The 21,871-nt window shown below is 59.7% G+C and carries 15 protein-coding genes and 3 pseudogenes; 10 read left to right on the top strand and 8 right to left on the bottom strand.

Annotated elements, in window-relative coordinates; genetic code table 11:
* Window positions 1-100: 100 nt before the first annotated feature.
* The gene (locus tag ASD70_RS15305; RefSeq protein WP_056846855.1) at window positions 101-5,119 is read left to right on the top strand and encodes a leucine-rich repeat domain-containing protein; all 5,019 of its coding nucleotides are present in this window, start codon (window positions 101-103) and stop codon (window positions 5,117-5,119) included.
* Here ASD70_RS15305 and argR read toward each other — a convergent pair whose 3' ends face one another.
* From argR to acs, 7 genes and pseudogenes are all read right to left on the bottom strand, one after another.
* A complete protein-coding gene (gene argR / locus ASD70_RS15300; RefSeq protein ID WP_046069189.1) occupies window positions 5,120-6,100 on the bottom strand; it encodes a transcriptional regulator ArgR in 981 nt (326 codons plus the stop codon). It lies immediately after the preceding gene.
* Between the two features lie 210 nt (window positions 6,101-6,310).
* A complete protein-coding gene (locus ASD70_RS15295; RefSeq protein WP_046069190.1) occupies window positions 6,311-7,075 on the bottom strand; it encodes an ABC transporter ATP-binding protein in 765 nt (254 codons plus the stop codon).
* A gap of 27 nt (window positions 7,076-7,102) precedes the next feature.
* The gene (locus tag ASD70_RS15290; RefSeq protein ID WP_046069191.1) at window positions 7,103-8,215 is read right to left on the bottom strand and encodes a succinylglutamate desuccinylase/aspartoacylase family protein; all 1,113 of its coding nucleotides are present in this window, start codon (window positions 8,213-8,215) and stop codon (window positions 7,103-7,105) included.
* A gap of 1 nt (window position 8,216) precedes the next feature.
* Entirely contained in the window at window positions 8,217-8,915 is a 699-nt protein-coding gene (locus ASD70_RS15285) for an ABC transporter permease (protein ID WP_046069192.1), read from the bottom strand.
* Window positions 8,912-9,600 (bottom strand): annotated as a pseudogene (locus ASD70_RS15280) (ABC transporter permease). The gene ASD70_RS15285 and the pseudogene ASD70_RS15280 overlap by 4 nt, the downstream one beginning before the upstream one ends.
* A gap of 91 nt (window positions 9,601-9,691) precedes the next feature.
* Window positions 9,692-10,477, bottom strand: a complete 786-nt coding sequence (locus ASD70_RS15275) for an ABC transporter substrate-binding protein (RefSeq protein WP_046069193.1) — start codon at window positions 10,475-10,477, stop codon at window positions 9,692-9,694.
* Window positions 10,478-11,079: 602 nt separating this feature from the next.
* Window positions 11,080-13,035, bottom strand: coding sequence for an acetate--CoA ligase (gene acs, locus ASD70_RS15270; protein WP_056846854.1), 1,956 nt, complete (start codon window positions 13,033-13,035; stop codon window positions 11,080-11,082).
* Between the two features lie 397 nt (window positions 13,036-13,432).
* On the opposite strand from acs, the gene ASD70_RS15265 reads away from it, so the two are divergent.
* The 5 genes and pseudogenes from ASD70_RS15265 to ASD70_RS15255 all read left to right on the top strand — a co-directional run bounded on the left by ASD70_RS15265 (window position 13,433) and on the right by ASD70_RS15255 (window position 16,572).
* The gene (locus ASD70_RS15265) at window positions 13,433-13,702 is read left to right on the top strand and encodes a DUF2790 domain-containing protein (RefSeq protein ID WP_046069194.1); all 270 of its coding nucleotides are present in this window, start codon (window positions 13,433-13,435) and stop codon (window positions 13,700-13,702) included.
* Between the two features lie 566 nt (window positions 13,703-14,268).
* Window positions 14,269-15,107 (top strand): annotated as a pseudogene (locus tag ASD70_RS29470) (ribonucleotide-diphosphate reductase subunit beta); the annotation flags it as partial.
* A gap of 1 nt (window position 15,108) precedes the next feature.
* Window positions 15,109-15,618: ribonucleotide-diphosphate reductase subunit beta (locus tag ASD70_RS29465; RefSeq protein ID WP_207255131.1), on the top strand; the 510-nt coding region annotated here is incomplete at its 5' end.
* A 62-nt stretch (window positions 15,619-15,680) separates the two neighbouring features.
* Window positions 15,681-15,854 (top strand): annotated as a pseudogene (locus ASD70_RS28395) (HNH endonuclease); the annotation flags it as partial.
* A 70-nt stretch (window positions 15,855-15,924) separates the two neighbouring features.
* Complete coding sequence (locus ASD70_RS15255) at window positions 15,925-16,572, top strand: HAD-IB family hydrolase (protein WP_056846852.1); 648 nt, start codon at window positions 15,925-15,927, stop codon at window positions 16,570-16,572.
* A 92-nt stretch (window positions 16,573-16,664) separates the two neighbouring features.
* Here ASD70_RS15255 and ASD70_RS15250 read toward each other — a convergent pair whose 3' ends face one another.
* Window positions 16,665-17,624: a LysR family transcriptional regulator gene (locus tag ASD70_RS15250; RefSeq protein WP_056846851.1), complete on the bottom strand. Its 960-nt coding sequence runs from the start codon at window positions 17,622-17,624 to the stop codon at window positions 16,665-16,667.
* A 193-nt stretch (window positions 17,625-17,817) separates the two neighbouring features.
* Here ASD70_RS15250 and argH point away from each other — a divergent pair, with 193 nt between their 5' ends.
* The 4 genes from argH to ASD70_RS15230 all read left to right on the top strand — a co-directional run bounded on the left by argH (window position 17,818) and on the right by ASD70_RS15230 (window position 21,867).
* Window positions 17,818-19,245 (top strand): argininosuccinate lyase, encoded by a 1,428-nt coding sequence (gene argH, locus ASD70_RS15245; protein ID WP_046069198.1) that lies wholly within the window; start codon window positions 17,818-17,820, stop codon window positions 19,243-19,245.
* Window positions 19,246-19,352: 107 nt separating this feature from the next.
* Window positions 19,353-20,231: an amino acid ABC transporter permease gene (locus ASD70_RS15240; RefSeq protein WP_056846850.1), complete on the top strand. Its 879-nt coding sequence runs from the start codon at window positions 19,353-19,355 to the stop codon at window positions 20,229-20,231.
* 24 nt (window positions 20,232-20,255) lie between these two features.
* Window positions 20,256-21,020, top strand: coding sequence for an amino acid ABC transporter ATP-binding protein (locus ASD70_RS15235; protein WP_034108897.1), 765 nt, complete (start codon window positions 20,256-20,258; stop codon window positions 21,018-21,020).
* A gap of 25 nt (window positions 21,021-21,045) precedes the next feature.
* Window positions 21,046-21,867, top strand: coding sequence for an ABC transporter substrate-binding protein (locus ASD70_RS15230; RefSeq protein ID WP_056846849.1), 822 nt, complete (start codon window positions 21,046-21,048; stop codon window positions 21,865-21,867).
* Window positions 21,868-21,871: the final 4 nt, after the last annotated feature.

Genomic DNA, 21,871 nt, shown 5'->3' with positions numbered 1-21,871 from the left:
CGAAACGGATCACGCCGCGCTCCTTGCAATAACCCAGTAGTCCCTGCGCCGCCTCGTGCATCGATTTACTGGAGCTTTACCACGCTCAAGGATTGGCACCATGCCTGACTCTGCAGAACACACATCGCACACCAGTCCCTCGTTCCAACCCGACAGTCACTATGAGCCGCTGAAAAACGCGATTCCTCGCTGGCTGGGCGAAACCTCTCTGCGTCGTCGCGAGGCGCTGGGCCAGTTGCCGCCCAGCGTGCCGCCAGCCTTGCGCGATGCCTCCCCGGCCAGCAAGGGCGAATTCAAGCGGCTGGCCATCGCCCACTGGGAGGCGCAAAACACCGTCGAAAAAGCCTTGGCCGGCCTGTTGAGCGCCGAGGACTTTGCCGACCCGATCCTCACCCTGGCCCTCAAGACCCAATTCGGCCTGGAACTGGATGTGCGGCAAACGTTTCTGCGCCTGTATATCCCACAAACCATTCCCGGCTTTCCAATCCGTTCAGGGGCCGCCCGCACCTGGACCGTGTCCCTGCTGGAAGCCGCGCTGCACAACTTCGAACACAAGGAAACCCAGGCCGATGCCCACGAAGCCGAGTCGACCTTCATCACCCGCCCCGACGCCAGAGGCCAATTCAACACCTTACCGGCGGTCAAGCGCGTGCTCCCTATCAGTGCCTTTATCCAGCTGTGCCGCGATCTCGACATCGGCGCCCTGTACGAGATGTACCTGCAAGAGCAACTGGGCCTGAACGAACCGGTGGCTGAGGCCGTCTTGCGCTTGAAAGTTGAACGCAGCCAGAAAGCCGAACTGCAAGCCGCCCTGCATTGGGCGCTGATCTCAGGTGACATCCAGCCCGGCTACCAGCGCTTGATCCAAGGCCTGCTCGACGGCGTCACCGGGCTGCGCTTGCACGGGCAACTCGTGCGCTATCACGATTTGAAACTGATGGATGCCGACCTGCCCGGCATCATCGTCTTCGCCCCCGACCTGGAGCATGCCCGCACCGCGACGCCACTGGTGGCCTATGTGCCGGGTGACCCCGAGCACCCGATCAAGCAATACCCCTCGTCCCAGGCAATGCAAAAAGAACTGGTGCGCCAACTGCGCGATGAACAGTACCAACGCTTTTTCAGCCGGTTTGTGCCTCATGAGCAACGCGGGTATTTCTTCGCCAACCTCAGCCAGTTGCTCGGCCAGGTCACCTGGCACCCGCATGAGGCCGGCAGCAACCAGCCAAGCTGGCGCCAGACCCCGACCGACAACCCTCGCGTGCGTTTTGTCGCCACCCCCGGCGGCCATGACCTATGGCAGCACCAGTACCAACGCAAGCTCAACCAAATACTCAACGACGCACGCAGCACCGCCGTCGCCACGGCAAGTGCCGATCGCAAGGCACGCTGGGCGCTGTGGGATTCATTCGTGAATATCGCGTCGTCGATCCTGAACGCGGCCGCGTTGATCATCGCCCCTTTCGTACCCTTCGCCGGTGAGTTGATGATGGGCTACATGGTTTATCAACTGCTGGATGAGGTATTCGAAGGCGTCATCGACTGGGCCGAAGGCTTGGGCACCGAGGCTGCGGGGCACCTGTTGGGAGTGGTCGAGGCACTGGTGCAATTGGGCGCCTTTGCCGTGGGCGGTGAGATCGCCATCGCCCAGTTTCGCAAGGCGCTGCCACAGAACGTTATCGACTTCATTGACCGCTTCAAGCCGGTAAAACTGCCCAAGGGCCAGGCCCGCTACTGGAAACCCGACCTCGGCGCCTACGAGCACGCCACCAGCGTGCCGCCTGGCACTTATCGCGAGCCGACCGGCCTGTACCCCTACCAGCGCAAGAACCTGCTGACGCTGGATGGCAAAACCTACGCAGTGGAAGAAGACCCGGTGTCTTCCACGCTGTACCTGCAACACCCGTCCCGCCCCGATGCCTATCGCCCACGGGTACGCCACAACGGCCACGGCGCCTGGCACACAGAGCTGGAAAACCCCTTGCAGTGGGACCGAAAAACACTGTTGCAACGCCTGGGGCACCCTGTGGAGGGGCTCAGCGAAGCCGACCAGGCGCTGGCGCTGAACATCAGTGGCGTGGACCCGGACGTGCTGCGCAAAATGCATGTCAACGGCGAGGCGCCCCCGGCACTGCTGATCGATACCCTTGACCGGCTGCGGGTCGACCGAGAGATTCAAAGCCTGATCGCAAGGCTTGCCAGCGATGACCCCGCGCAGTACAGCCGTGTCGACCCGCAAGCGATCCTGCAATTGCTCACCAGCTACGGCGATTGGCCGCAGACCCGCTGCCTGCAATTTATCGATGGCCAAGGCAACACCGCCTGGGCTTTTGGCGACGAGCAACTGCCCGTCATCCAGATCCCCGAAAGCCAGCTGAACAACGGTGACCTGCTCAAGGCCATCCTCAACCTGTTGCCCGCCGAGGAAGCCGCCGAGGCCTATGGTGCCAGTGTTGGCGATACGCGCCTGAGTCTGGAGGCCCGCGCCAGCCATCTGCGCAGGAAACTCGCGGCCACTGCCGAGGAAAAACGCGCGGGGTTATTCGAGTCCCACTATGGCACCCTGCAAGCCGCCCATAATCCACGCGCCCAACGCCTGATCGATGCCGCGCCTGGGCTGCCCGCCAAGGTTGCGCAAGCCCTGCTGGACCGCGCCACGGTCGAGGAACTGCAAGCGCTGGGCAGCCAGCACACGCCATTGCGCCTGCGGCTGCTGGCCCGCAGCGCTCAGGCCGAAGTGCGCGTGTGCCGTGCCTTTGAAGCCATGCACTTCGGCACACCAACCTGGGACAGCGAGCGCCTGGCCTTGCATTCGTTAACCAAGCTGCCAGGCTGGTTGCAGTCACTGCGCCTGGAGGTGCGCGACTACAGCGTCGATGGCGCGGTGCGTGACCGGATCGGCCCCCCGGAGGCCTCGCAGGTGGGCACCCTGGTACGCAACGAGAATGGCCAATACACGCCCTACGTCGACGGCGACGCGCTGGCCCCCGCGTCCGACCTGTACTCCGCGATCCTGAGCGCCCTGCCGGAGGCACAACGCAACGCCATCCAAGTGGATTCAAGCGCGCAACTGCGCCAGCATCTGCTACGCCATCCCATCATGCGTGACACGCTACGCGATCTGCTTACCGCCGATCCCGTGCGCAAACCCTTCTATGATCCGCAGACCATGAAGTTGCTGGGCGGTATGGACGGCTATCGCGCCCAACCCGAGCTGGGCGGCAGGTTGCCCACAGCCAGCGAGCAATTGGGTGAACTGTTTCCCGGGCTCGATGAGGGGCAGATGCAGGCTGTGCTTGAACATATGCAAACACTGCCAGGCGGCGCGCCCAACCAGCTCGCCCTGCTGCGCGCAGAGCGCCAGGTACTGCGTGACACCCTGCAGGCCTGGCAGGCAGCCATCCCAGCGCAAATGCCTGCCGAGCAACGCTTTTATGAAACGCAAACGCGCCGGCTGATTACCGACCAGATCGAACAGTGCTGGCGCCGGGAAACCGAGCGGGATGAATACTTCATGGACAGCGAACTGGACGGTTTTACCCTAAGGCTTCACGCCCCGGAGTTGACCAACCTGCCCGAGCTGAGCACAGCCCTTCGTCATGTGTCACTGCTGTCGCTGGCGGGAGGCAGCAGCCTAGAAGGTGTCGAAGGCTTCTTGCGCGGTTTTCCCTGGCTGCGCCGCCTGGAGCTGCGCAATATCCCGCTGGGCGATCTGCCCTCCCCGATCCGCGCGATGCACAGGCTCAACAGCCTGACCCTGAGCGACTGCAACATTACCCTGAACGAGCAAAGCCTGGCGCATTTGAACGCGATAAATGGCTTGAACTCCCTGGACCTGCACCGCAACCCCCTGGGGTTGATACCGGATGTCGAGGGCATGCCCGACCTGACGCTGCTCGACCTGTCGGACACACAGATCGAGCGTCTGCCCAATGGCCTGCTGAGCCGCCCCCTTCTAAAAGCCGTATGGCTGAACGACAACCGTATCACCGAGTTACCCCAAGAGCTGTTCAGCCTGACGCCCGATATCGCACATGGTTTTGACCTGTCCGGCAACCCGCTGGAACCTGCAGCCCTGGAACAGATCAAGCGCTATGCCCAGAACTACAATGAGTCATTCACAGCCCAGGCGCCCAGCGCAGAACGCACCAGGGCCATACAGCTTTACCCGACCTTTCTGGATGCCGAAGCCGATCATTTTCTCTTTCGCCTGCCCGGCACCATGGCCGACATTGCCCCGACCCTGACTCGCCTGGAGGCTGAGTATGCGCAACTGGGCACCGACCTGCAGCAGTGGGCCCTGGACATACCGGCTCGCCACCCGGTCCTCGACATTAACCTCGATGAACAAACCGCCGCCGAAGAGCAACTGGCACGCCAGCGCTTCAAAAGCTTGCTGGAAGATGCCTGGCGCCGCGAAAGCGAGCAGGACGAGGAAAACCTGGATGATCAATTCACCCATTCAGTGGTGATCGAGACCACCACCATGGGCCCGTTGCCGCAACTGCACGCCAGGTTTGATCATGTGACCTCCCTGGAACTCATCGGCAACGGCCTCACCAATGGTGTCGAGGGGACCCTGCGCTGCTTCCCCAAACTGCAGACCCTGATACTCAGCCGGTGCACCCTGGGCAAGATCCCCGACGCCATCGCCCAAATGCCCAACCTCACGACCCTGAGCCTGGAGAACTGCGAGATCACCCTGACGCCGGCGGACACGGATGTACTGGGCAACGCGCCCAATCTTGAGTTCCTGAGCCTGAGAAACAACCGGTTGGTAGTCACGCCGGATGTCAGTGCCCTGAACCATTTGGGCGCACTTTACCTGGGTAACACCCAGATCAACGAAGTTCCCCGAGGGCTGTTCCAACTCCCCGAGCTGTATACGATAGACCTGAGCAATAACCTGATCAGCGACATTCCGGCGGCACTGCTGGAGTCCACAACGCCCTATAGCGACGAATGTGATTTCAGCGGCAACCCCTTGTCACCCCAGAGCCTGGACCATTTGCGCCAGTACTACGTACGCGCCGACAATGATTTTCACGTAGCTGAGGCGACAGTGGATGAGCAAGGCGTCCCCCTGGTGGTAGAACCGCCGCCGCCAATGGAGGAGTGATCAACCGCGTTCGGAAGGCACCGAGGACAACTCGAAGGGGCTGCTGCTGCGCCGCTGGTTACGATCTTCACGCGGGGTGGCGCCGAAGAAGTTGCGATAGGCGCTGGAGAAGTGCGGGCCGGAGGAGAAGCCGCAGGATAGGCCGATCTGGATGATCGACTTGCTGGTTTGCATGAGCATCTGGCGGGCCTTGTTCAGGCGCAGTTCCAGGTAGTACTGGCTGGGGACGCGATTGAGGTATTGCTTGAAGATTCGCTCAAGTTGTCGTCGTGACACGCATACGTGCTGGGCGATTTCGTCGGTGGTCAACGGTTCTTCGATATTCGCCTCCATCAGCAGCACCGCCTGGGTCAGCTTCGGGTGGCTGGAGCCCAGGCGGTTTTGCAGCGGGATGCGCTGGCGCTCACCGCCCTCGCGGATACGCTCCACCACCAGTTCTTCCGACACCGCACCGGCCAGCTCGGCGCCGTGGTCACGGGCCAGCACCGCAAGCAGCAGGTCGAGTACCGACATGCCACCGCAGGCGGTCAGGCGATCACGGTCCCAGTCGAACAGATGGCTGGTAGCGATGACCTTGGGGAAGCGCTCGGCAAAATCGTCCTGCCAGCGCCAGTGCACGGCGGCGCGGTAGCCGTCGAGCAACCCCAGTTGGGCCAGCGGGTAGACACCGGCCGACAAACCACCGATCACACACCCGGCCCGGACCAGCTGCTTGAGTGCAGTGCTGAGCTGGGACGCAATGACGGTGGGGGGTTCGTCCGCCAGCAGGAACAGCTTCTGGAAACCTTCGAGCTTACCGGCCCATGCCTCGCCGGGCAGTTGCCAGGCACCCGGGGTAGCCGGCTCGGCGAGCAAAAAAGACAGCTCGTAGACCACGTCCGGATGCACCCGCTGGGCGACGCGCAAGGCCTCCTCAGCCAGCGCAAGCGTGAGTGCTTTTGTGCTGGGCCAAATCAGGAAACCAATTTTGTGGGCGGTCATGGAGTGCTATCCGAAGCGAAAACAGTGAAAGAAGCGTGGGGCAATGCTAGCCCGTAAACCAACACAAATCTCAAAAACAATGACGATCCAATGTGGAAGGGGGCTTGCCCCCGATAGCGGTACACCAGATACACATTTGCTGACTGATACACCGCTATCGGGAGCAAGCCCCCTCCCACATAAGGCACCAGCAATTTCAGCAGGGAATGACTATTTCAAGCTGCCGGAGAGAAACTGCTGAAGGCGCACAGACTGCGGGTTCACCAGTACTTCCCGCGGGTTGCCGCGCTCTTCAACAATGCCTTTATGCAAGAACACCAGCTGGTTCGACACTTCACGGGCAAAGCCCATCTCATGGGTCACCACCACCATGGTGCGGCCTTCCTGGGCCAGGTCCTGCATGACCTTGAGCACTTCGCCCACCAACTCAGGGTCCAGCGCCGAAGTGGGCTCATCGAACAGCATCACCTCCGGCTCCATCGCCAGGGCACGGGCGATCGCCACGCGCTGTTGCTCGCCGCCGGACATATGCCCAGGGAACGCATCCTTGCGATGGCCCACCCCGACCTTGGCCAAGTAGTGCTCGGCCTTTTCGCGGGCGTCTTTCTTCGACATGCCAAGCACATGCACAGGCGCTTCCATCACGTTTTCAAGCGCGGTCATGTGCGACCACAGGTTGAAATGCTGGAACACCATGGACAGGCGCGAACGCATGCGTTGCAGTTGCTTGGGGTCGGCCGCCTTCATCGCGCCGTCCTTATTAGCCACCAGTTTCAGCTCTTCGTTATTGAGCAGAATCTTGCCGGCATGGGGCTGCTCCAGCAGGTTGATGCAGCGCAAAAAGGTACTTTTGCCCGAGCCACTGGAGCCGATGATGCTGATCACATCACCGGCCGCGGCGGCCAGGGACACACCTTTGAGCACTTCATGACTGCCATAGCGTTTATGCAGGTCTTGGACTTCAAGTTTGTACATGCGGTCGGTTCTCACAAAAACAGGTGGTCAGTCGTTGAGCAAGCGCCCGTGACGCAGCGCTTCGCGCCCCGCCACCTTGGCCAGCCAGAAACCCGCTTGGGCATAACGCAGCCGTTCAACGGCAAACAATACCCCTGAGGTACCCGCGCAAATGATGCTGACGCGGTCTTCCAGGGGGTCAATCACTTCAAAAATCGGCTCGCCGCTTTCCACCCAGTCACCGGCCTTACGCAGGTAGCTGATCACCCCGGCGTGGGGTGCAAAGAGCAATTCGGTGCCTTCGAAGGGCACGCCCTCACAGGGTTCGTGTTGCGGCGCAGGCCACTCACCCTTGATCAGGCCCTGTTCGGCGAGGAACGCCAGGATGCCTTCGGCGTGGAAGATGGCCTCATCGCGGCCGGTGTCGGCCTGGCCGCCCAGTTCCAAGGTCGTGGCCAGGCACGCCAACGGAATCTGCGCTTCGGGGAACGCCCGGGACAAACGCAGCCAAGGCAACGAGCACGCCTCATCAAACGAGCTGCCACCGGAGTCTTCCGCCAACAGGCCGACCTTTACATTCAAATGTGCCGACAACGAGCGCCACTGCGGCCAGTGCTGGGGCAATGCGTACATGTGCAGCGCGGCTTCGGCATCGCAATGCAGGTCGAGCACTATGTCGGCGGTACAGGCGTGGCTGAGCAGGATGCGCTGCATGCCTTGCAACTGGCTGCTCGGTTCGGGCAAGGCGCTGAGCGTATCGCTCATGGCCTGGCGGATCATGCGTACGTTGGCGTGGGGATCATCCCCCAGTTTGCCGTCGAGCAAGGCCGCAACGGGCTCGCTCAACTCGACAAAATCACGGTTGAAATTCTTGCCGCTGCCGACCTCGAAACGCCCCTGGTGACTGCCTTGCAGCAACTGGCCCAGGCCCATGGGATTGGCGACCGGCACCAGCTCGATCACGCCATTGAGGGCACCCTGGCGCTCGAGTTCGCCAAGGCGTTTTTTCAGCTCCCAGGCGGCGCGCATGCCGGGCAATTCATCGGCGTGCAGGCTGGCCTGGATATAGGCCTTGCGCTCGCCGCTGCCGAAGCGGAACACGCTCAGCTGGCGCTCGCAGCCCAGATGCCCCCAGGGCAACAGATGATCGATACGTTCCATATCAGTGCTTCCGTGGAGCCAGGTAGCTCAGCCAGCGGCGCTCGGCCAACTTGAACAGGCGCACCAGAATAAAGGTCAGGCACAGGTAGAACACACCAGCGGTGATATAGGCTTCGAACGGCAGATAGTACTGCGCGTTCACCGTGCGCGCGGCGCCAGTGATGTCGATCAAGGTCACGATGGAGGCCAGGCTGGTGGTCTGCAACATCATGATCACTTCGTTGCTGTATTGCGGCAGGGCGCGACGCAGGGCCGACGGCAACAGGATGCGGCGATACAGCTTGTAGCGCGACATGCCCATGGCCTTGGCCGCTTCGATCTCACCGTTAGGCGTGGCCTTTAGGCTGCCGGCAATGATCTCGGCGGTGTAGGCGCTGGTGTTGATCGCAAAGGCCAGACACGCGCAGAAGGTCGCGCTGGACAGCAGCGGCCACAGGAAGCTCTCGCGTACTGTTTCGAACTGCGCCAGGCCGTAGTAGATCAAAAACAGCTGCACCAGCATCGGCGTGCCACGGATCACGTAGGTGTAGAGCCAGGCCGCGCCGTTGACGATCGGCTGCTTGGACACGCGCATCAGGCCCAGGGGCAAGGCCGCAAGCAAACCGAAGAACAGCGAGATGGCGAGCAGTTTCAGGGTGGTCAGCAAGCCGCCAACGTACAGCGGCATGGCCTCCCAGATGACGTTGTAGTCGAAGATCATAGATCAGCCGCCCTTACGCCTACCGAGTAGCGCTTCTCAAGATGACGCAAGGCCAGCAACGACACGCTGGTGATCACCAGGTACATCGCCGCCACTGCGAGGAAGAAGGTAAAAGGCTCGCGGGTGGCATCGGCCGCCTGCTTGGCCTTGAACATCATGTCTTGCAGGCCCACCACCGAAATCAGCGCGGTGGCCTTAGTCAGGACCAGCCAGTTGTTGTGAAACCGGGGATCGCCAGCCGGATCATCTGCGGCACCATCACCCGGAAGAACACCTGGAAACTGCTCATGCCATACGCAAGGCCTGCCTCGGCCTGGCCCTTGGGAATGGCCATGAAGGCGCCGCGGAAGGTTTCCGAGAGGTAGGCGCCAAAGATGAAACCCAGGGTGCCGATACCGGCGGCCAAGGGGTTCAAGTCGATATAGTCGTCATAGCCGAGCAACGGCGCGACGCGGTTAAGCAAGTCCTGACCGCCGTAGAAAATCAGCAGGATCAGCACCAGGTCGGGGATCCCGCGGATCACCGTGGAGTACAGGTCACCCAGCCAAGCCAACCAGCGCACCGGCGACAGGCGTAACGCGACCCCGATCAGACCCAGAACAATGGCCAAGGCCATGGACGACAAGGCGAGCTGAAGCGTCAACCATGCGCCATCGAGGATAACGGCCCCGTAGCCTTTCAACATGATTCAGGTCCTCGAAAAGGGGGATGAAAAAATGGCGCAAACTTCAGGATGACTGTTGCTTGCGCCATTTCGGACAGACAGCTGCGACTATTTACTTGGCATCAGCGCCGTAGATATCGAAGTCGAAGTACTTGTCCTGGATTTTCTTGTATTCGCCGTTGGCACGAATCGCGGCAATCGCTGCGTTGATGCGGTCAAGGTTTTCCTTGTCGCCTTTGCGCACTGCGATACCAATGCCGTCGCCGAAGTATTTGGCGTCGGTGAACTGTGGGCCCACGAATGCGTAGCCTTTGCCGGCCGGGGTTTTCAGGAAACCGTCCTGCAGCAGGGTAGCGTCAGCCACGGTGCCGTCGAGGCGACCGGCTTCCACGTCCAGGTAGATTTCGTTCTGCGAGCTATAAGGCACGACCGTAGCGCCTTTGGGGGCCAGGACTTCCTTGGCGAAACGATCGTGGATCGAACCGCGCTGCACGCCGATCTTCTTGCCTTTCAATTCATCCAGGCTGTCGCTGACCGTGGTGCCTTCCTTCATCGCCAGGCGCGCTGGGGTCAGGTAGTAGCGGTTGGTGAAGTCCACGGATTTCTTGCGGTCGTCAGTGATGGACATGGACGACAGGATAGCGTCGATCTTGCGCACTTTCAGCGCTGGGATCAGGCCATCGAACTCTTGCTCGACCCAGGTGCACTTGACCTTCATCTCTGCGCACAGGGCGTTGCCGATGTCGTAGTCAAAACCGACGATGCTGCCATCCGGCGCCTTCGAGGCAAACGGAGGGTAAGCCGCTTCGATACCAATTTTCAGTGGCTTGCCTTCGGCGAAAGCCTGCATGGACAGCACGGACAGCGCCAGGGCGCCCAACAGCACGAGTTTCTTCATCTTGGGACTCCATCGGTATAGGGCAAAAACAGCAGTATGAGCCATGGCCCACGATGCGGCGAAGGTGTAACCGAATAGCGGTGCTGCGTCCTGCGCAGGCGACACCTGCGACGACGAGCGAGTGATCGGCATTCTAACGACAGCCCGGAAGCCGATATTTCCTCAATGCGACAACAATTTACAGAAGCACTGAGAAAGCGGTTCCAGCACATTGACAGCCTCTGGATTTTATGCAGAGACAAAAGATATTAAACCTGATGATGCTGCAAATTGCGGGCCTATTATTCGCAAACCCTTCTAGCACGGCAAGAGTGGCGTTTAATCTTATTTATCAGGGTGTCTAAAACGCAGTTTTTAAGAGCGCAGGCGTGGCGCAATGCCTCAGGTTTGGCCGGGGGGTTACACATTTGCGCCTGGCGGTAACATTCTGAAACGTCCCAGAGGAAAAACCGATATTTATTGGCTTGGTGGTTATGCGGTCTGACATACCACCAACGAGTCTCGACATGGAATACATTCAAATGTGGGAGGGGGCTTGAAGATCTCATTAAAAAGCCCCACTCGGCTCACACCGAATGGGGCTGTGTCCCACCAACTGCGCCTTACGCGACGTTCATGGCCTTGTGCGTTTCAATCAAATGCGCCACCACCCCTGGATCGGCCAGGGTGGAGATATCCCCCAACCCGTCATACTCCGCCGTGGCGATCTTGCGCAGAATGCGCCGCATGATTTTCCCCGAACGCGTCTTCGGCAAGCCCGGCGCCCACTGGATCACATCCGGCGAAGCAATCGGGCCGATTTCCTTGCGCACCCAGTTCTTCAGTTCCAGGCGCAACTGCTCGCTCGGCTCCTCGCCACCGATCAGAGTGACGTACACATAGATGCCCTGGCCCTTGATGTCATGGGGCACACCCACCACCGCCGCTTCGGCGACTTTCGGGTGAGCGACCATGGCGCTTTCGATCTCGGCGGTGCCCATGCGATGGCCGGACACGTTCAACACGTCATCCACACGCCCGGTGATCCAGTAGTAACCATCCTCGTCACGACGGGCACCGTCACCGGTGAAGTACATGCCACGGAAGGTCTTGAAATAGGTATCGACGAAGCGGTCGTGGTCGCCGTACAGCGTACGCGCCTGGCCCGGCCACGAATCGAGGATCACCAGATTGCCTTCGGCGGCGCCTTCGATCAGGTTGCCCAGGTTATCCACCAATGCCGGCACCACGCCAAAGAACGGGCGTGCCGCAGAACCCGGCTTGAGCGCATGGGCGCCCGGCAGCGGGCTCATCATGTTGCCGCCGGTTTCAGTCTGCCACCAGGTGTCGACGATCGGGCAACGGGATTGGCCGACGTTCTTGTAGTACCAGTCCCAGGCTTCCGGGTTGATGGGCTCGCCCACCGAACCGAGCAGGCGCAGGCTGCTGCCGTCGGCGCCCTCACAGGCGGCGGTACCGGAAGCCATCATTGCGCGGATCGCGGTCGGCGCGGTGTAGAGGATGTTGACCTTGTGCTTGTCGACAATCTTCGCCACCCGGGTGATGTCCGGATAGTTCGGCACGCCTTCGAACAGCAGGGTGGTCGCGCCATTGGCCAGGGGGCCGTAGACGATATAGGTGTGGCCAGTGACCCAGCCGACATCGGCGGTGCACCAGTAGATTTCGCCTGGGCGGTAGTCGAACACACGCTCGTGGGTCAGGGCTGCATACAGCAAGTAGCCGCCGGTGGTGTGCTGTACGCCTTTAGGCTTGCCGGTTGAGCCAGAGGTATAGAGGATGAACAGCGCTTCTTCTGCGCCCATCTCTTTGGGCGCGCACACGGTGCCCGCCACTTTCATCAGGTCTTCGTACCAGATGTCGCGATGCTGGTTCCACTTGATCGCACCGTTGGTGCGCTTGCACACGATGACCTTCTGGATGCTGCTGGTTTCCGGGTTGGTCAGGGCGTCGTCGACGTTGGCCTTGAGCGGAATCTTCTTACCGGCGCGAATACCTTCGTCAGCGGTGATTACCACCTTCGACTTACAGTCGATGATGCGACCGGCCAAGGCTTCCGGGGAAAAACCGCCGAACACCACCGAATGGATCGCACCGATGCGGGTACAGGCCAGCATGGCGACCACGGCTTCGGGGATCATCGGCATATAGATAGTCACCACGTCGCCGCGATGCACATCCTGGCCACGCAGGGCGTTGGCAAACTTGCAGACTTCTTCATGCAACTCGCGGTAGGTGATATTGCGGCTCTCGGCGGGGTCATCGCCCTCCCAGATGATCGCGATCTGGTCGCCACGTTCGGCGAGGTGACGGTCCAGGCAATTGTAGGAAACGTTCAGGGTGCCATCGGCAAACCATTTGATGTCGACATGGTGGTCGTCGAACGAGGTCTGCTTCACCGCGGTGAAAGGCTTGACCCAGTCAAGGCGCTTGGCTTGCTCACGCCAGAAGCCATCGGGGTTGACCACCGACTGCTGGTACATGGCCTTGTAGGTTGCCTCGTCGGTCAGCGTGTTGGCTGCTACTTCGGGGCGAACGGGGTACAGGGAAGCCGCACTCATCTTTCTTACCTCGGTGACATAGTTGTTGTTGTATGGCCCCAGTTGTAGCCGGGGTGGGCCTATAGAACCATTCGACGATGGTAGTAACAAGACCCTACAAATTGCCCTGCTATGCCGGTTTACCGCTCTGGCCCACAGCCTGTGGCGCTTTGCGGGTGACTGAAAAAACTTTGATCGACCGATTGTTACAAAAACCGCCAAAGGTGTTTATCAAAAGCACGGGTATATGAATATAACGCGCAGGCTTAGAATCACTTCCGCCAACCAAGGCACTGTGATTAACACCGTAACAGCCCCCACGAAGGCACGTTAATCCGAACTTCCCAACTTTTAAGTTACACACGCGGCCTCACAAGGGCCCCGTGACCCCTTTCGCCCTGAAGAAGGTAATGAAGAAATGAAAGCTCTATTAGTTATGGCCCTCAGCAGCTTGTGCGCCACCGCCGCCCTGGCCGACGAGGCCCCGACTGAGCTGGCTGGCCAGAATGCACCGATCGTTGAGGACTACACCTATAGCACTCACTTGGATGTGGCCAAAGTATTATCCATGAGCAATATCCCGGAAGTATGCGAAGTTGTACCGGTGAAGATGGAATATGAAGACTCACAAGGTCAACGGCATATTCTTAATTATCACGTGATGGGCAATGGTTGCTCTAACGGATAACAGCGATTCAAGTTGGAAGCTTATTCGCCGCAAGAAATCGTTCTTGCGGCAAAGGCTCGATTCCTGACACCCCCGCGATCAAACTGTGGGAGGGGGCTTGCTCCCGATAACGTCAGCCGTCATACCCGCCTTATAAAGCCCTACCTGTGCCCCTGCCCTCCCCCCCTACAAAAACCCCCTCACCACCCGTCAAAAATTTCCAACCCCAGCAAAGCCTTGCAAACACTCGCTCTGGCCGAAAACCACGTCATTTTGGTCCGCCCAAGTGACCATCCGCCGCAACACAAACCCAAATTTTTCCCTATAATGCGCGGGTAAATCGGGCCTGCAATATCCCTTTACACAAGGATGAAGAGCCAGACCTGAGGCATCCCGCGCGAGCTTGCACCTACTGCTGCGCCCCTCAAGCCTCACGCAGAGCACCCGTAGCCCTATTCCGTTTAATGCGTGCGCTAGCTGCAACAAACGATTCCTTAAGATCCACCGCGGCCTTTGGGCCGTGTGAACACCCAACCATCCGGTTTCACACGGACACCTTTGAGCCCTCACGCAGGAGACGACACGTCATGCTGAGCTGGGACGAATTCGACAAAGAAGAAGAAGGCGAAGTAGCCGCTAAAGGCGCCAACGCCGGCCACGCCACCGAAGCCAACATGGACCGCCTCGACGGTGCCGGCGCCGCCGCCGCCATCGAAGCCCGCGCCGTCACCGCCAGTGATTCGGCCGCCATCGTGCGCGCCAAGGCTGCCCTGGACAAACTCGACGTCGCCGAAGGCCTCGCCGAACTCGAAGGCGCCTCCGCCCGCGTCGCCGTCGACGAAAAGCGCATGATCAACTGCCGCGCCGACCTCAACCAGCTCGTACCCTTCAAGTACGACTGGGCCTGGCAGAAATACCTCGACGGCTGCGCCAACCACTGGATGCCGCAAGAGGTCAACATGACCGCCGACATCGCCCTGTGGAAAAACCCCGAAGGCCTGACCGACGACGAACGCCGCATCGTCATGCGCAACCTCGGCTTCTTCTCCACCGCCGACTCCCTGGTCGCCAACAACCTGGTGCTGGCCGTGTACCGCCTGATCACCAACCCGGAGTGCCGCCAGTACATCCTGCGCCAGGCCTTCGAAGAGGCGATCCACACCCACGCCTACCAGTACTGCATCGAATCCCTGGCCATGGATGAAGGCGAGATCTTCAACATGTACCACGAGATTCCATCGGTCGCTAAAAAAGCCGCCTGGGGCCTGAAATACACCCGTTCGATCTCCGATCCGAAGTTCGAAACCGGCACTGTCGAGACCGATAAAGAACTGCTGCGCAACCTGGTCGCCTACTACTGCGTACTGGAAGGCATCTTCTTCTACTGCGGCTTCACCCAGATCCTGTCCATGGGCCGTCGCAACAANGAACTGCTGCGCAACCTGGTCGCCTACTACTGCGTACTGGAAGGCATCTTCTTCTACTGCGGCTTCACCCAGATCCTGTCCATGGGCCGTCGCAACAAAATGACCGGCGTGGCCGAGCAGTTCCAGTACATCCTGCGCGACGAGTCGATGCACCTGAACTTCGGTATCGATGTGATCAACCAGATCAAAATCGAAAACCCGCACTTGTGGGATGCCGAGATGAAGGAAGAAGCGACCCAGATGATTTTGCAGGGGACGCAGCTGGAGATTGAATATGCGCGGGATACCATGCCGCGTGGCGTGCTGGGCATGAACGCGGCGATGATGGAGGATTACCTCAAGTTCATTGCTAACCGTCGTCTGTCGCAGATTGGCTTGAAGGAAGAGTACCCAGGCACGACTAACCCGTTCCCGTGGATGAGCGAGATCATGGACTTGAAGAAAGAGAAGAATTTCTTCGAGACTCGGGTTATTGAGTATCAGACGGGTGGGGCGTTGAGCTGGGATTGATTCCTGAGCCGAACAACACCATAAAGCCCTGACTTGCTCAGGGCTTTTTTATGCGCGTTCAATTGCCACTTTTTGAAGCACATCACGTCAAGCACCTTTCCCAGAAGGGTTCGGATCGCATCACCAATGCTGTAGCCTTGTGCCCCAACTGTCATCAGCGTTGTCACCGGTCGAGTGATCGGGACACCTTCACCGAAGGGCTTTACGCCAAGATCGGAAGATTGGCACGGGAGTAGACTCCTGCTGTCACACCTGATGCATGCACAAAAATACTAGATAGGACCGAGGCCAACCGTGAACCCAGACATGCTCGAAGCCGGCCCCATTGACGCCAAAGTACTCTCCGTCTTTGACTTCGACGGCACCCTCACCCACCACGACAGTTTCGTGCCCTTCCTCAAGTTTGCCTTTGGCCCCGGTGAGTTTTATGGCCGGATGGTCAAGCTGGCGGTACCTGGACTGCGCTTTTTGGTGCGGCAGATCAGCCGGGATGAGTTGAAAGCGCAGTTGATCCGCACCTTTATGACCGGGGTGGAGAAGAGCTGGGTGCAGCAGAAGGCCGAGGAGTATTGCCAGCGCAATTGGGCGCGGTTGATGCGCCCGGCTGGGGTGTTGTCGGTGGAGCAGGAGTTGGGCTCGGGGGCGGTGGTGACGTTGTGCTCGGCGTCGCCGGCATTGGTGTTGCAGCCGTTTGCCGATCGGCTTGGGATCAAGTTGATTGGGACTGAGCTTGAGGTGGTCGACGGGGTGTTGACCGGCAAGCTCACCGGGAATAATTGCCGTTGTGAGAACAAGGTGCTGCGGCTTGAGGCGGTGTATGGGGATTTGGGCGAGTATCGGCTGCGGGCCTGGGGCGATACGCGGGGGGATCGGGAGTTGTTGGCGGCAGCGCAGGATGCGCATTTTCGGCATTTTCATGCGAAGAAGAAAAAGCGGACCCGGTTGCAGCGGTGATGCGGGTGGGTGGGGTTGGCGGGGGGACCGAAGCGATCCCATCGGAGCCTCGCTAAAGCTCGACACCTCCCACATTTGATCTTTGGCGGGGCTTAGATCGGCGCCTTTAGGTCCACGCCCAAGGCTGTTGCGAAGGCTTTTACCATCGGGCTTCTCGGCGCGTTGTGGCGCAGGATCAGGTTGAACACGGTGCTCAGGTGGACCTGCTCCGGGCACAGTGCGCGCAGGCGCCCTTCCCTTACCAGTGGCGCGGCGTAGTGCTCGGGCAGGAAACCGATAAAGCGGCCGGTGAGGATCAGGATGGCGACGGCTTCAACCTGGGAGGCAGAGGCTGACTGGCTGTCGTAGTTGACGAAGGTGGCCTTGTCGCGATGGATCGCATACCGATGGTTCACCACCTCATAGTGGCGCAAGACTTCGGGCGTAATATCGCTCGCGGTGAACAGCGGATGTCCTACAGCGCAGTAGGTGTGGGCCTTTTCTTCGTAGAGCGGGAAGTAGTCGAACTCTTCACGGCGCTGGTACACGGGAACGATGCCGACGATCAGGCGGCCTTCGACGACGCCGCGTTCAACTTCGTCCAGTTGCGAGGCATGTAGGCGTAATCTTATTTTTGGCGATTGCCGATGTAAGTTCCCCAAAGCGGCAATCAGCGGGGAATTAACGTCAGAAACGGTGTTATCAATAACGCCGACACTAAGGTCGCCAATCAGCTCATTTTGAGCCGAACTAAGCTTGTCGCGAAAACTGTCCACCGAGGTGAATAACTCGATGGACGCTTGATACACCAACTTGCCTTCTTCGGTCAGCCCGAAGCCTTCCCGGCCCCGTGTACACAGGCGCATGCCGATGCGAATCTCGAGGTCGGAGATCTGTTTGCTGATCGCCGCCAGGCCCACATTCAATTCGTTTTGCGCGGCGCTGAAACCACCGGCTTCGACCACGGCCATAAATACCCGCAGCAGTTTGAAGTCCAAACCACTCAGTTGCAGGGGCGGCCTTGTGCCGGGTTTGGGTGGCAGGTTTCCAGAAGTGGAAAGTGGAGTTTCCATAATACGCGTTGACCTCAAGTGCCATATTCAACAGGCTTCAACCCAATCCTTGAACATAGCCAGGCGGCGATAATGAACATAAACATCCGCCCTTGGCAACCATGAATACGGCGCGTCAGACGCTGGTTCTGCATCGCTGAAATTCTGTTGTTACTGCCTCCGACTCTTCTAAAAACAAGCGTGAGGAACACCCATGTCCCAGCCCACCGACCGCCTTTGGGGCGCTCGTTTCAAGACCGGTCCGTCTGCCGCCTTGGCGGCGTTATCCCGTTGCCCTGAGCGCTATTTCCGCCTGACACCCTACGATTTGGCCGGCTCCCGTGCCCATGCCCGGGAGTTGCAGCGCGCAGGGTTGCTGGATGAGTCGGAGACCCTGCGGACCCTCGAAGCCCTGGACCGTATCGGTGATGATTTCGCCGCCGGCCGCCTGCATCCGACCCTGGATGACGAGGACGTGCACACCTTTATCGAACGTGTATTGACCGAGCGCCTGGGCGCCCTGGGCGGCAAGTTGCGCGCCGGACGTTCGCGCAATGACCAGACGGCCAACGATTTGCGCCTTTTCCTACGCGACCATGCGCGCACCATCACCACCGAGGTGTTGGGTTTGCAGCAAGCGTTGGTGGCGCAGGCCGAGCAGCATATCGAGAGTATCTGCCCCGGCTTTACCCACTTGCAGCAGGCGCAACCGATTGTATTCGCCCATCACTTGCTGGCCCATGCGCAGTCGATGTTGCGGGATGTACAGCGCTTAGTGGATTGGGATGCGCGAACGGCGTTGTCGCCCTTGGGCGCGGCGGCGATGGCCGGCTCGGCGATTGCACGCCAGCCAGAGAATTCGGCTAAGGAAATGGGCTACACCGGGCCGTGCGAAAACTCCATCGACGCGGTGGCCAGCCGTGATCATGTGGCGGAATTCCTGTTTGTGGCGGGCATGCTCGGGGTGAATATTTCACGGCTGTCGGAGGAGTTTTGCCTGTGGTCGTCGCGCCAGTTTCGCTGGGTGGTGTTGGATGATGCCTACGCTACCGGCAGTTCGATCATGCCGCAGAAGAAGAATCCGGATATTGCCGAGTTGGCACGGGGCAAGGCCGGCCGCTTGATTGGCAACCTGACCGGGTTGATGTCGACGCTTAAATCCTTGCCGCTGTCGTACAACCGCGATTTGAGTGAAGACAAGCACAGTGTGCTGGACAGTGTGGACACCTTGCTGCTGGTGTTACCGGCTATGGCCGGGATGGTGGCGACCATGAAGGTGCAGGTCGACGAGCTGCGGCGTCAGGCGCCGATGGGTTTTACCTTGGCGACGGAAGTGGCGGATTGGTTGGCGAACCGTGGCGTGCCGTTCAAGGAGGCCCATGAAATTACCGGCGCGTTAGTACAGGCCTGTGAGAAGCATGAAATTGAGTTGTGGGAAGCCTCACCGGCGATGTTGGCTGAGGTGGATGCGCGGCTTACGCCCGAAGTGCGCGACTGCTTGACCCTGGAGGCGGCGATTGCGGCGCGCAGTGGCTGGGGTGGGACGGCGCCGGAGCGGGTTCGCGAGCAGATTGGGCGGTTGAAGGTGGCGTTGGCGGCTCAGCAGGAATGGGTTGAGCGTTATCAGGGATTCAGGATTTAAGGCAGAGAGATTTGTGGTGTTTGGGCTGGCGCTTTCGCGAGCAAGCCCGCTCCCACATTTGGACCGCGTTACAGCAGTTAGAGCGTTAATAGTTTTGGAGAATCACCATGAACCAAACCCCGGCCGAGCGCTTGGAAATAGAGCGCAAATTGTCCGAGAACCAGTTCGATATCACCCAGTACGAACACGTGCCGCGGCGCTATTACGGGCGGATGTTTTTTGCCACGTTGATCGTGATCGTGTTGGCAGCGCTGCTACGCGCATTCGCCAACGGCCAGATCGAATGGTCCTACATCGGGCAGTTTCTAACGTCTGAGGCGATCCTGTGGGGCTTGACCAATACCATCATCATGTCGATCCTGGCGATGGCGCTGGGTGTGGTGATCGGCGTGATCACGGCAATCATGCGCATGTCAGCCAACCCGATCCTGCGCTATGTAGCCATCACCTACACCTGGCTGTTTCGCGGCACGCCGCTGATTCTGCAGCTGTTGCTGTGGTTCAACCTGGCGCTGATTTTCCCGGTGATCGCGATTCCCGGCCTGTTCAGCATCGACACCGTCGACCTGATGACGCCGTTCGTGGCCGCCCTGCTCGGTTTGAGTATCAACCAGGGCGCGTATACAGCCGAGGTGGTGCGCGCCGGTTTGCTGTCGGTGGATACCGGCCAGTACGAAGCCGCCAAGTCCATCGGCATGCCGAGCCTGCAGGCGCTGCGCAGGATCATTCTGCCGCAGGCCATGCGGGTGATCATTCCTCCGGTAGGCAACGAGTTCATCAGCATGGTGAAAATGACCAGCCTGACCAGCGTGATCCAGTATTCAGAGCTGCTGCACAACGCGCAAAACATCTACTACGCCAATGCCCGAGTCATGGAGCTGCTGATGGTGGCAGGTATCTGGTACCTGGCGGTGGTGACCGTTCTTTCATTTGGTCAGAGCCGCCTCGAGCGTCGTTTTGCCCGCGGCGCCGGCAAGCGTTCGTAAGTCTGGGTTGAGGAGATTTGCCCCATGAGAAGCATCGTCAAGGCCGTCAACCTGAACAAGTATTACGACCAGTATCACGCGCTGCGTGACATCAATATTGAAGTCGAGCAAGGCGAGGTGATGTGCATCATCGGCCCATCCGGCTCGGGTAAAAGCACGTTGCTGCGCTGCGTCAACCAGTTGGAAAAAATCGACAAGGGCGGCCTGTGGGTCGATGGCGAGCTGGTCGGTTACCGGGTGGTGGGCAACAAGCTGCATGAGATGAATGAAGTGCAGATCGCCCGTCAGCGCCTGGCGACCGGCATGGTGTTCCAGCGCTTCAATTTGTTCCCGCACATGACCGTGTTGCAAAACATCATCGAAGGCCCGTGCCAGGTGCTCAAGCGCTCACCCAAGGAAGCCATCGAAGATGCCCTGGAGCTGCTGGCCCGCGTCGGCCTGGCGGACAAGCGCAATGCCTACCCAGTGGAGTTGTCCGGCGGGCAGCAGCAACGCGTGGCGATTGCCCGTGCGCTGGCGATGCGCCCCAAGCTGATGTTGTTTGACGAACCCACGTCAGCCCTCGACCCGGAACTGGTAGGCGAAGTGCTGTCGGTGATGCGCGATTTGGCCACCACCGGCATGACCATGATCGTGGTCACCCATGAGTTGGGCTTTGCCCGCGAAGTCTCCAACCGCATGGTGTTTATGGACGCCGGCCAGATTGTGGAGGCCGGCAGCCCGGAAGAAATTCTAATAAGCCCACAAAACCCGCGTACCCAAAGCTTTATTTCTGCCGTTCGCACTTAACTAAAAAACTAACGAGAACGCCCCCATGAAAAAAATGTTTATCCCCACCTTGCTCGCAGGCCTGATGGCCTCCACCGTTGTTTTTGCGGCATTGCCGGCGGCCATCAAGGACAAAGGCGAGATCAGCGCGGCCATCGTGCCGAACTATCCGCCGATGGATTTCAAGGACCCGGCCACCAACAAACTCACCGGTCTGGACTTTGACCTGGGGAACGCTCTTGCCGAACGTCTGGGCGTGAAGATCAAGTGGCAGGAAACCGGCTTCGAGCAGATGCTCAGCGGCCTGACCACCAAGCGCGTCGACATCGTGTTGTCGGGCATGACCGACACGGCCGAGCGTCAGAAGGCCGTGACCTTCATCGACTACTTCACCAGCGGCCCGCAGCTCTACACCCTGGCCAAACGTGAAGACCTCAAGGAGTTGACCGACCTGTGCGGTAAAAAAGTCGGCACCAGCCGCCGTACCACCTGGCCGTCGGAAATTACCGCGTGGAGCAAGGCAAACTGCGAAGCAGCGGGTAAGCCGGCGATTGTGGTGATCGGCACTGAAGGCTCGGCGGATGCGCGGGCGCAGTTGCAGCAGAACCGTTTGGACGCGGCGATGCAGGGCAGCGAGACCATTCCTTATCTGATGTCGCTGGATAAGGGGAAGTACAAGCCGGTGGGTCAGGCGATTTCCAAGCAATTCACCGGGCTTGGGATTGAGAAGAGCAATACCGAGTTGGTCACGGCGATCAGTGAGGCATTACAGGGGATGATTGACGATGGGACCTACGGCAAGATCCTGAAGAAGTGGGATCTGGAGCAGGGTGCGGTGGAAAAAATCACCATCAATTCCGGCCAGTAAACCA

The sequence above is a fragment of the Pseudomonas sp. Root569 genome, from assembly GCF_001427465.1.
GTDB lineage: Bacteria > Pseudomonadota > Gammaproteobacteria > Pseudomonadales > Pseudomonadaceae > Aquipseudomonas > Aquipseudomonas synxantha.
The sequence above is the reverse complement of the archived record's forward strand: the minus strand, read 5'-3'. Positions and strand labels throughout refer to the sequence as shown.

Bases quoted from the DNA above. Each gene is read 5' to 3' on its own strand.
- ASD70_RS15305 (WP_056846855.1), top strand. From the start codon at position 101: ATGCCTGACTCTGCAGAACACACATCGCACACCAGTCCCTCGTTCCAA.
- argR (WP_046069189.1), bottom strand. From the start codon at position 6,100: ATGACCGCCCACAAAATTGGTTTCCTGATTTGGCCCAGCACAAAAGCA.
- ASD70_RS15295 (WP_046069190.1), bottom strand. From the start codon at position 7,075: ATGTACAAACTTGAAGTCCAAGACCTGCATAAACGCTATGGCAGTCAT.
- ASD70_RS15290 (WP_046069191.1), bottom strand. From the start codon at position 8,215: ATGGAACGTATCGATCATCTGTTGCCCTGGGGGCATCTGGGCTGCGAG.
- ASD70_RS15285 (WP_046069192.1), bottom strand. From the start codon at position 8,915: ATGATCTTCGACTACAACGTCATCTGGGAGGCCATGCCGCTGTACGTT.
- ASD70_RS15275 (WP_046069193.1), bottom strand. From the start codon at position 10,477: ATGAAGAAACTCGTGCTGTTGGGCGCCCTGGCGCTGTCCGTGCTGTCC.
- acs (WP_056846854.1), bottom strand. From the start codon at position 13,035: ATGAGTGCGGCTTCCCTGTACCCCGTTCGCCCCGAAGTAGCAGCCAAC.
- ASD70_RS15265 (WP_046069194.1), top strand. From the start codon at position 13,433: ATGAAAGCTCTATTAGTTATGGCCCTCAGCAGCTTGTGCGCCACCGCC.
- ASD70_RS15255 (WP_056846852.1), top strand. From the start codon at position 15,925: ATGCTCGAAGCCGGCCCCATTGACGCCAAAGTACTCTCCGTCTTTGAC.
- ASD70_RS15250 (WP_056846851.1), bottom strand. From the start codon at position 17,624: ATGGAAACTCCACTTTCCACTTCTGGAAACCTGCCACCCAAACCCGGC.
- argH (WP_046069198.1), top strand. From the start codon at position 17,818: ATGTCCCAGCCCACCGACCGCCTTTGGGGCGCTCGTTTCAAGACCGGT.
- ASD70_RS15240 (WP_056846850.1), top strand. From the start codon at position 19,353: ATGAACCAAACCCCGGCCGAGCGCTTGGAAATAGAGCGCAAATTGTCC.
- ASD70_RS15235 (WP_034108897.1), top strand. From the start codon at position 20,256: ATGAGAAGCATCGTCAAGGCCGTCAACCTGAACAAGTATTACGACCAG.
- ASD70_RS15230 (WP_056846849.1), top strand. From the start codon at position 21,046: ATGAAAAAAATGTTTATCCCCACCTTGCTCGCAGGCCTGATGGCCTCC.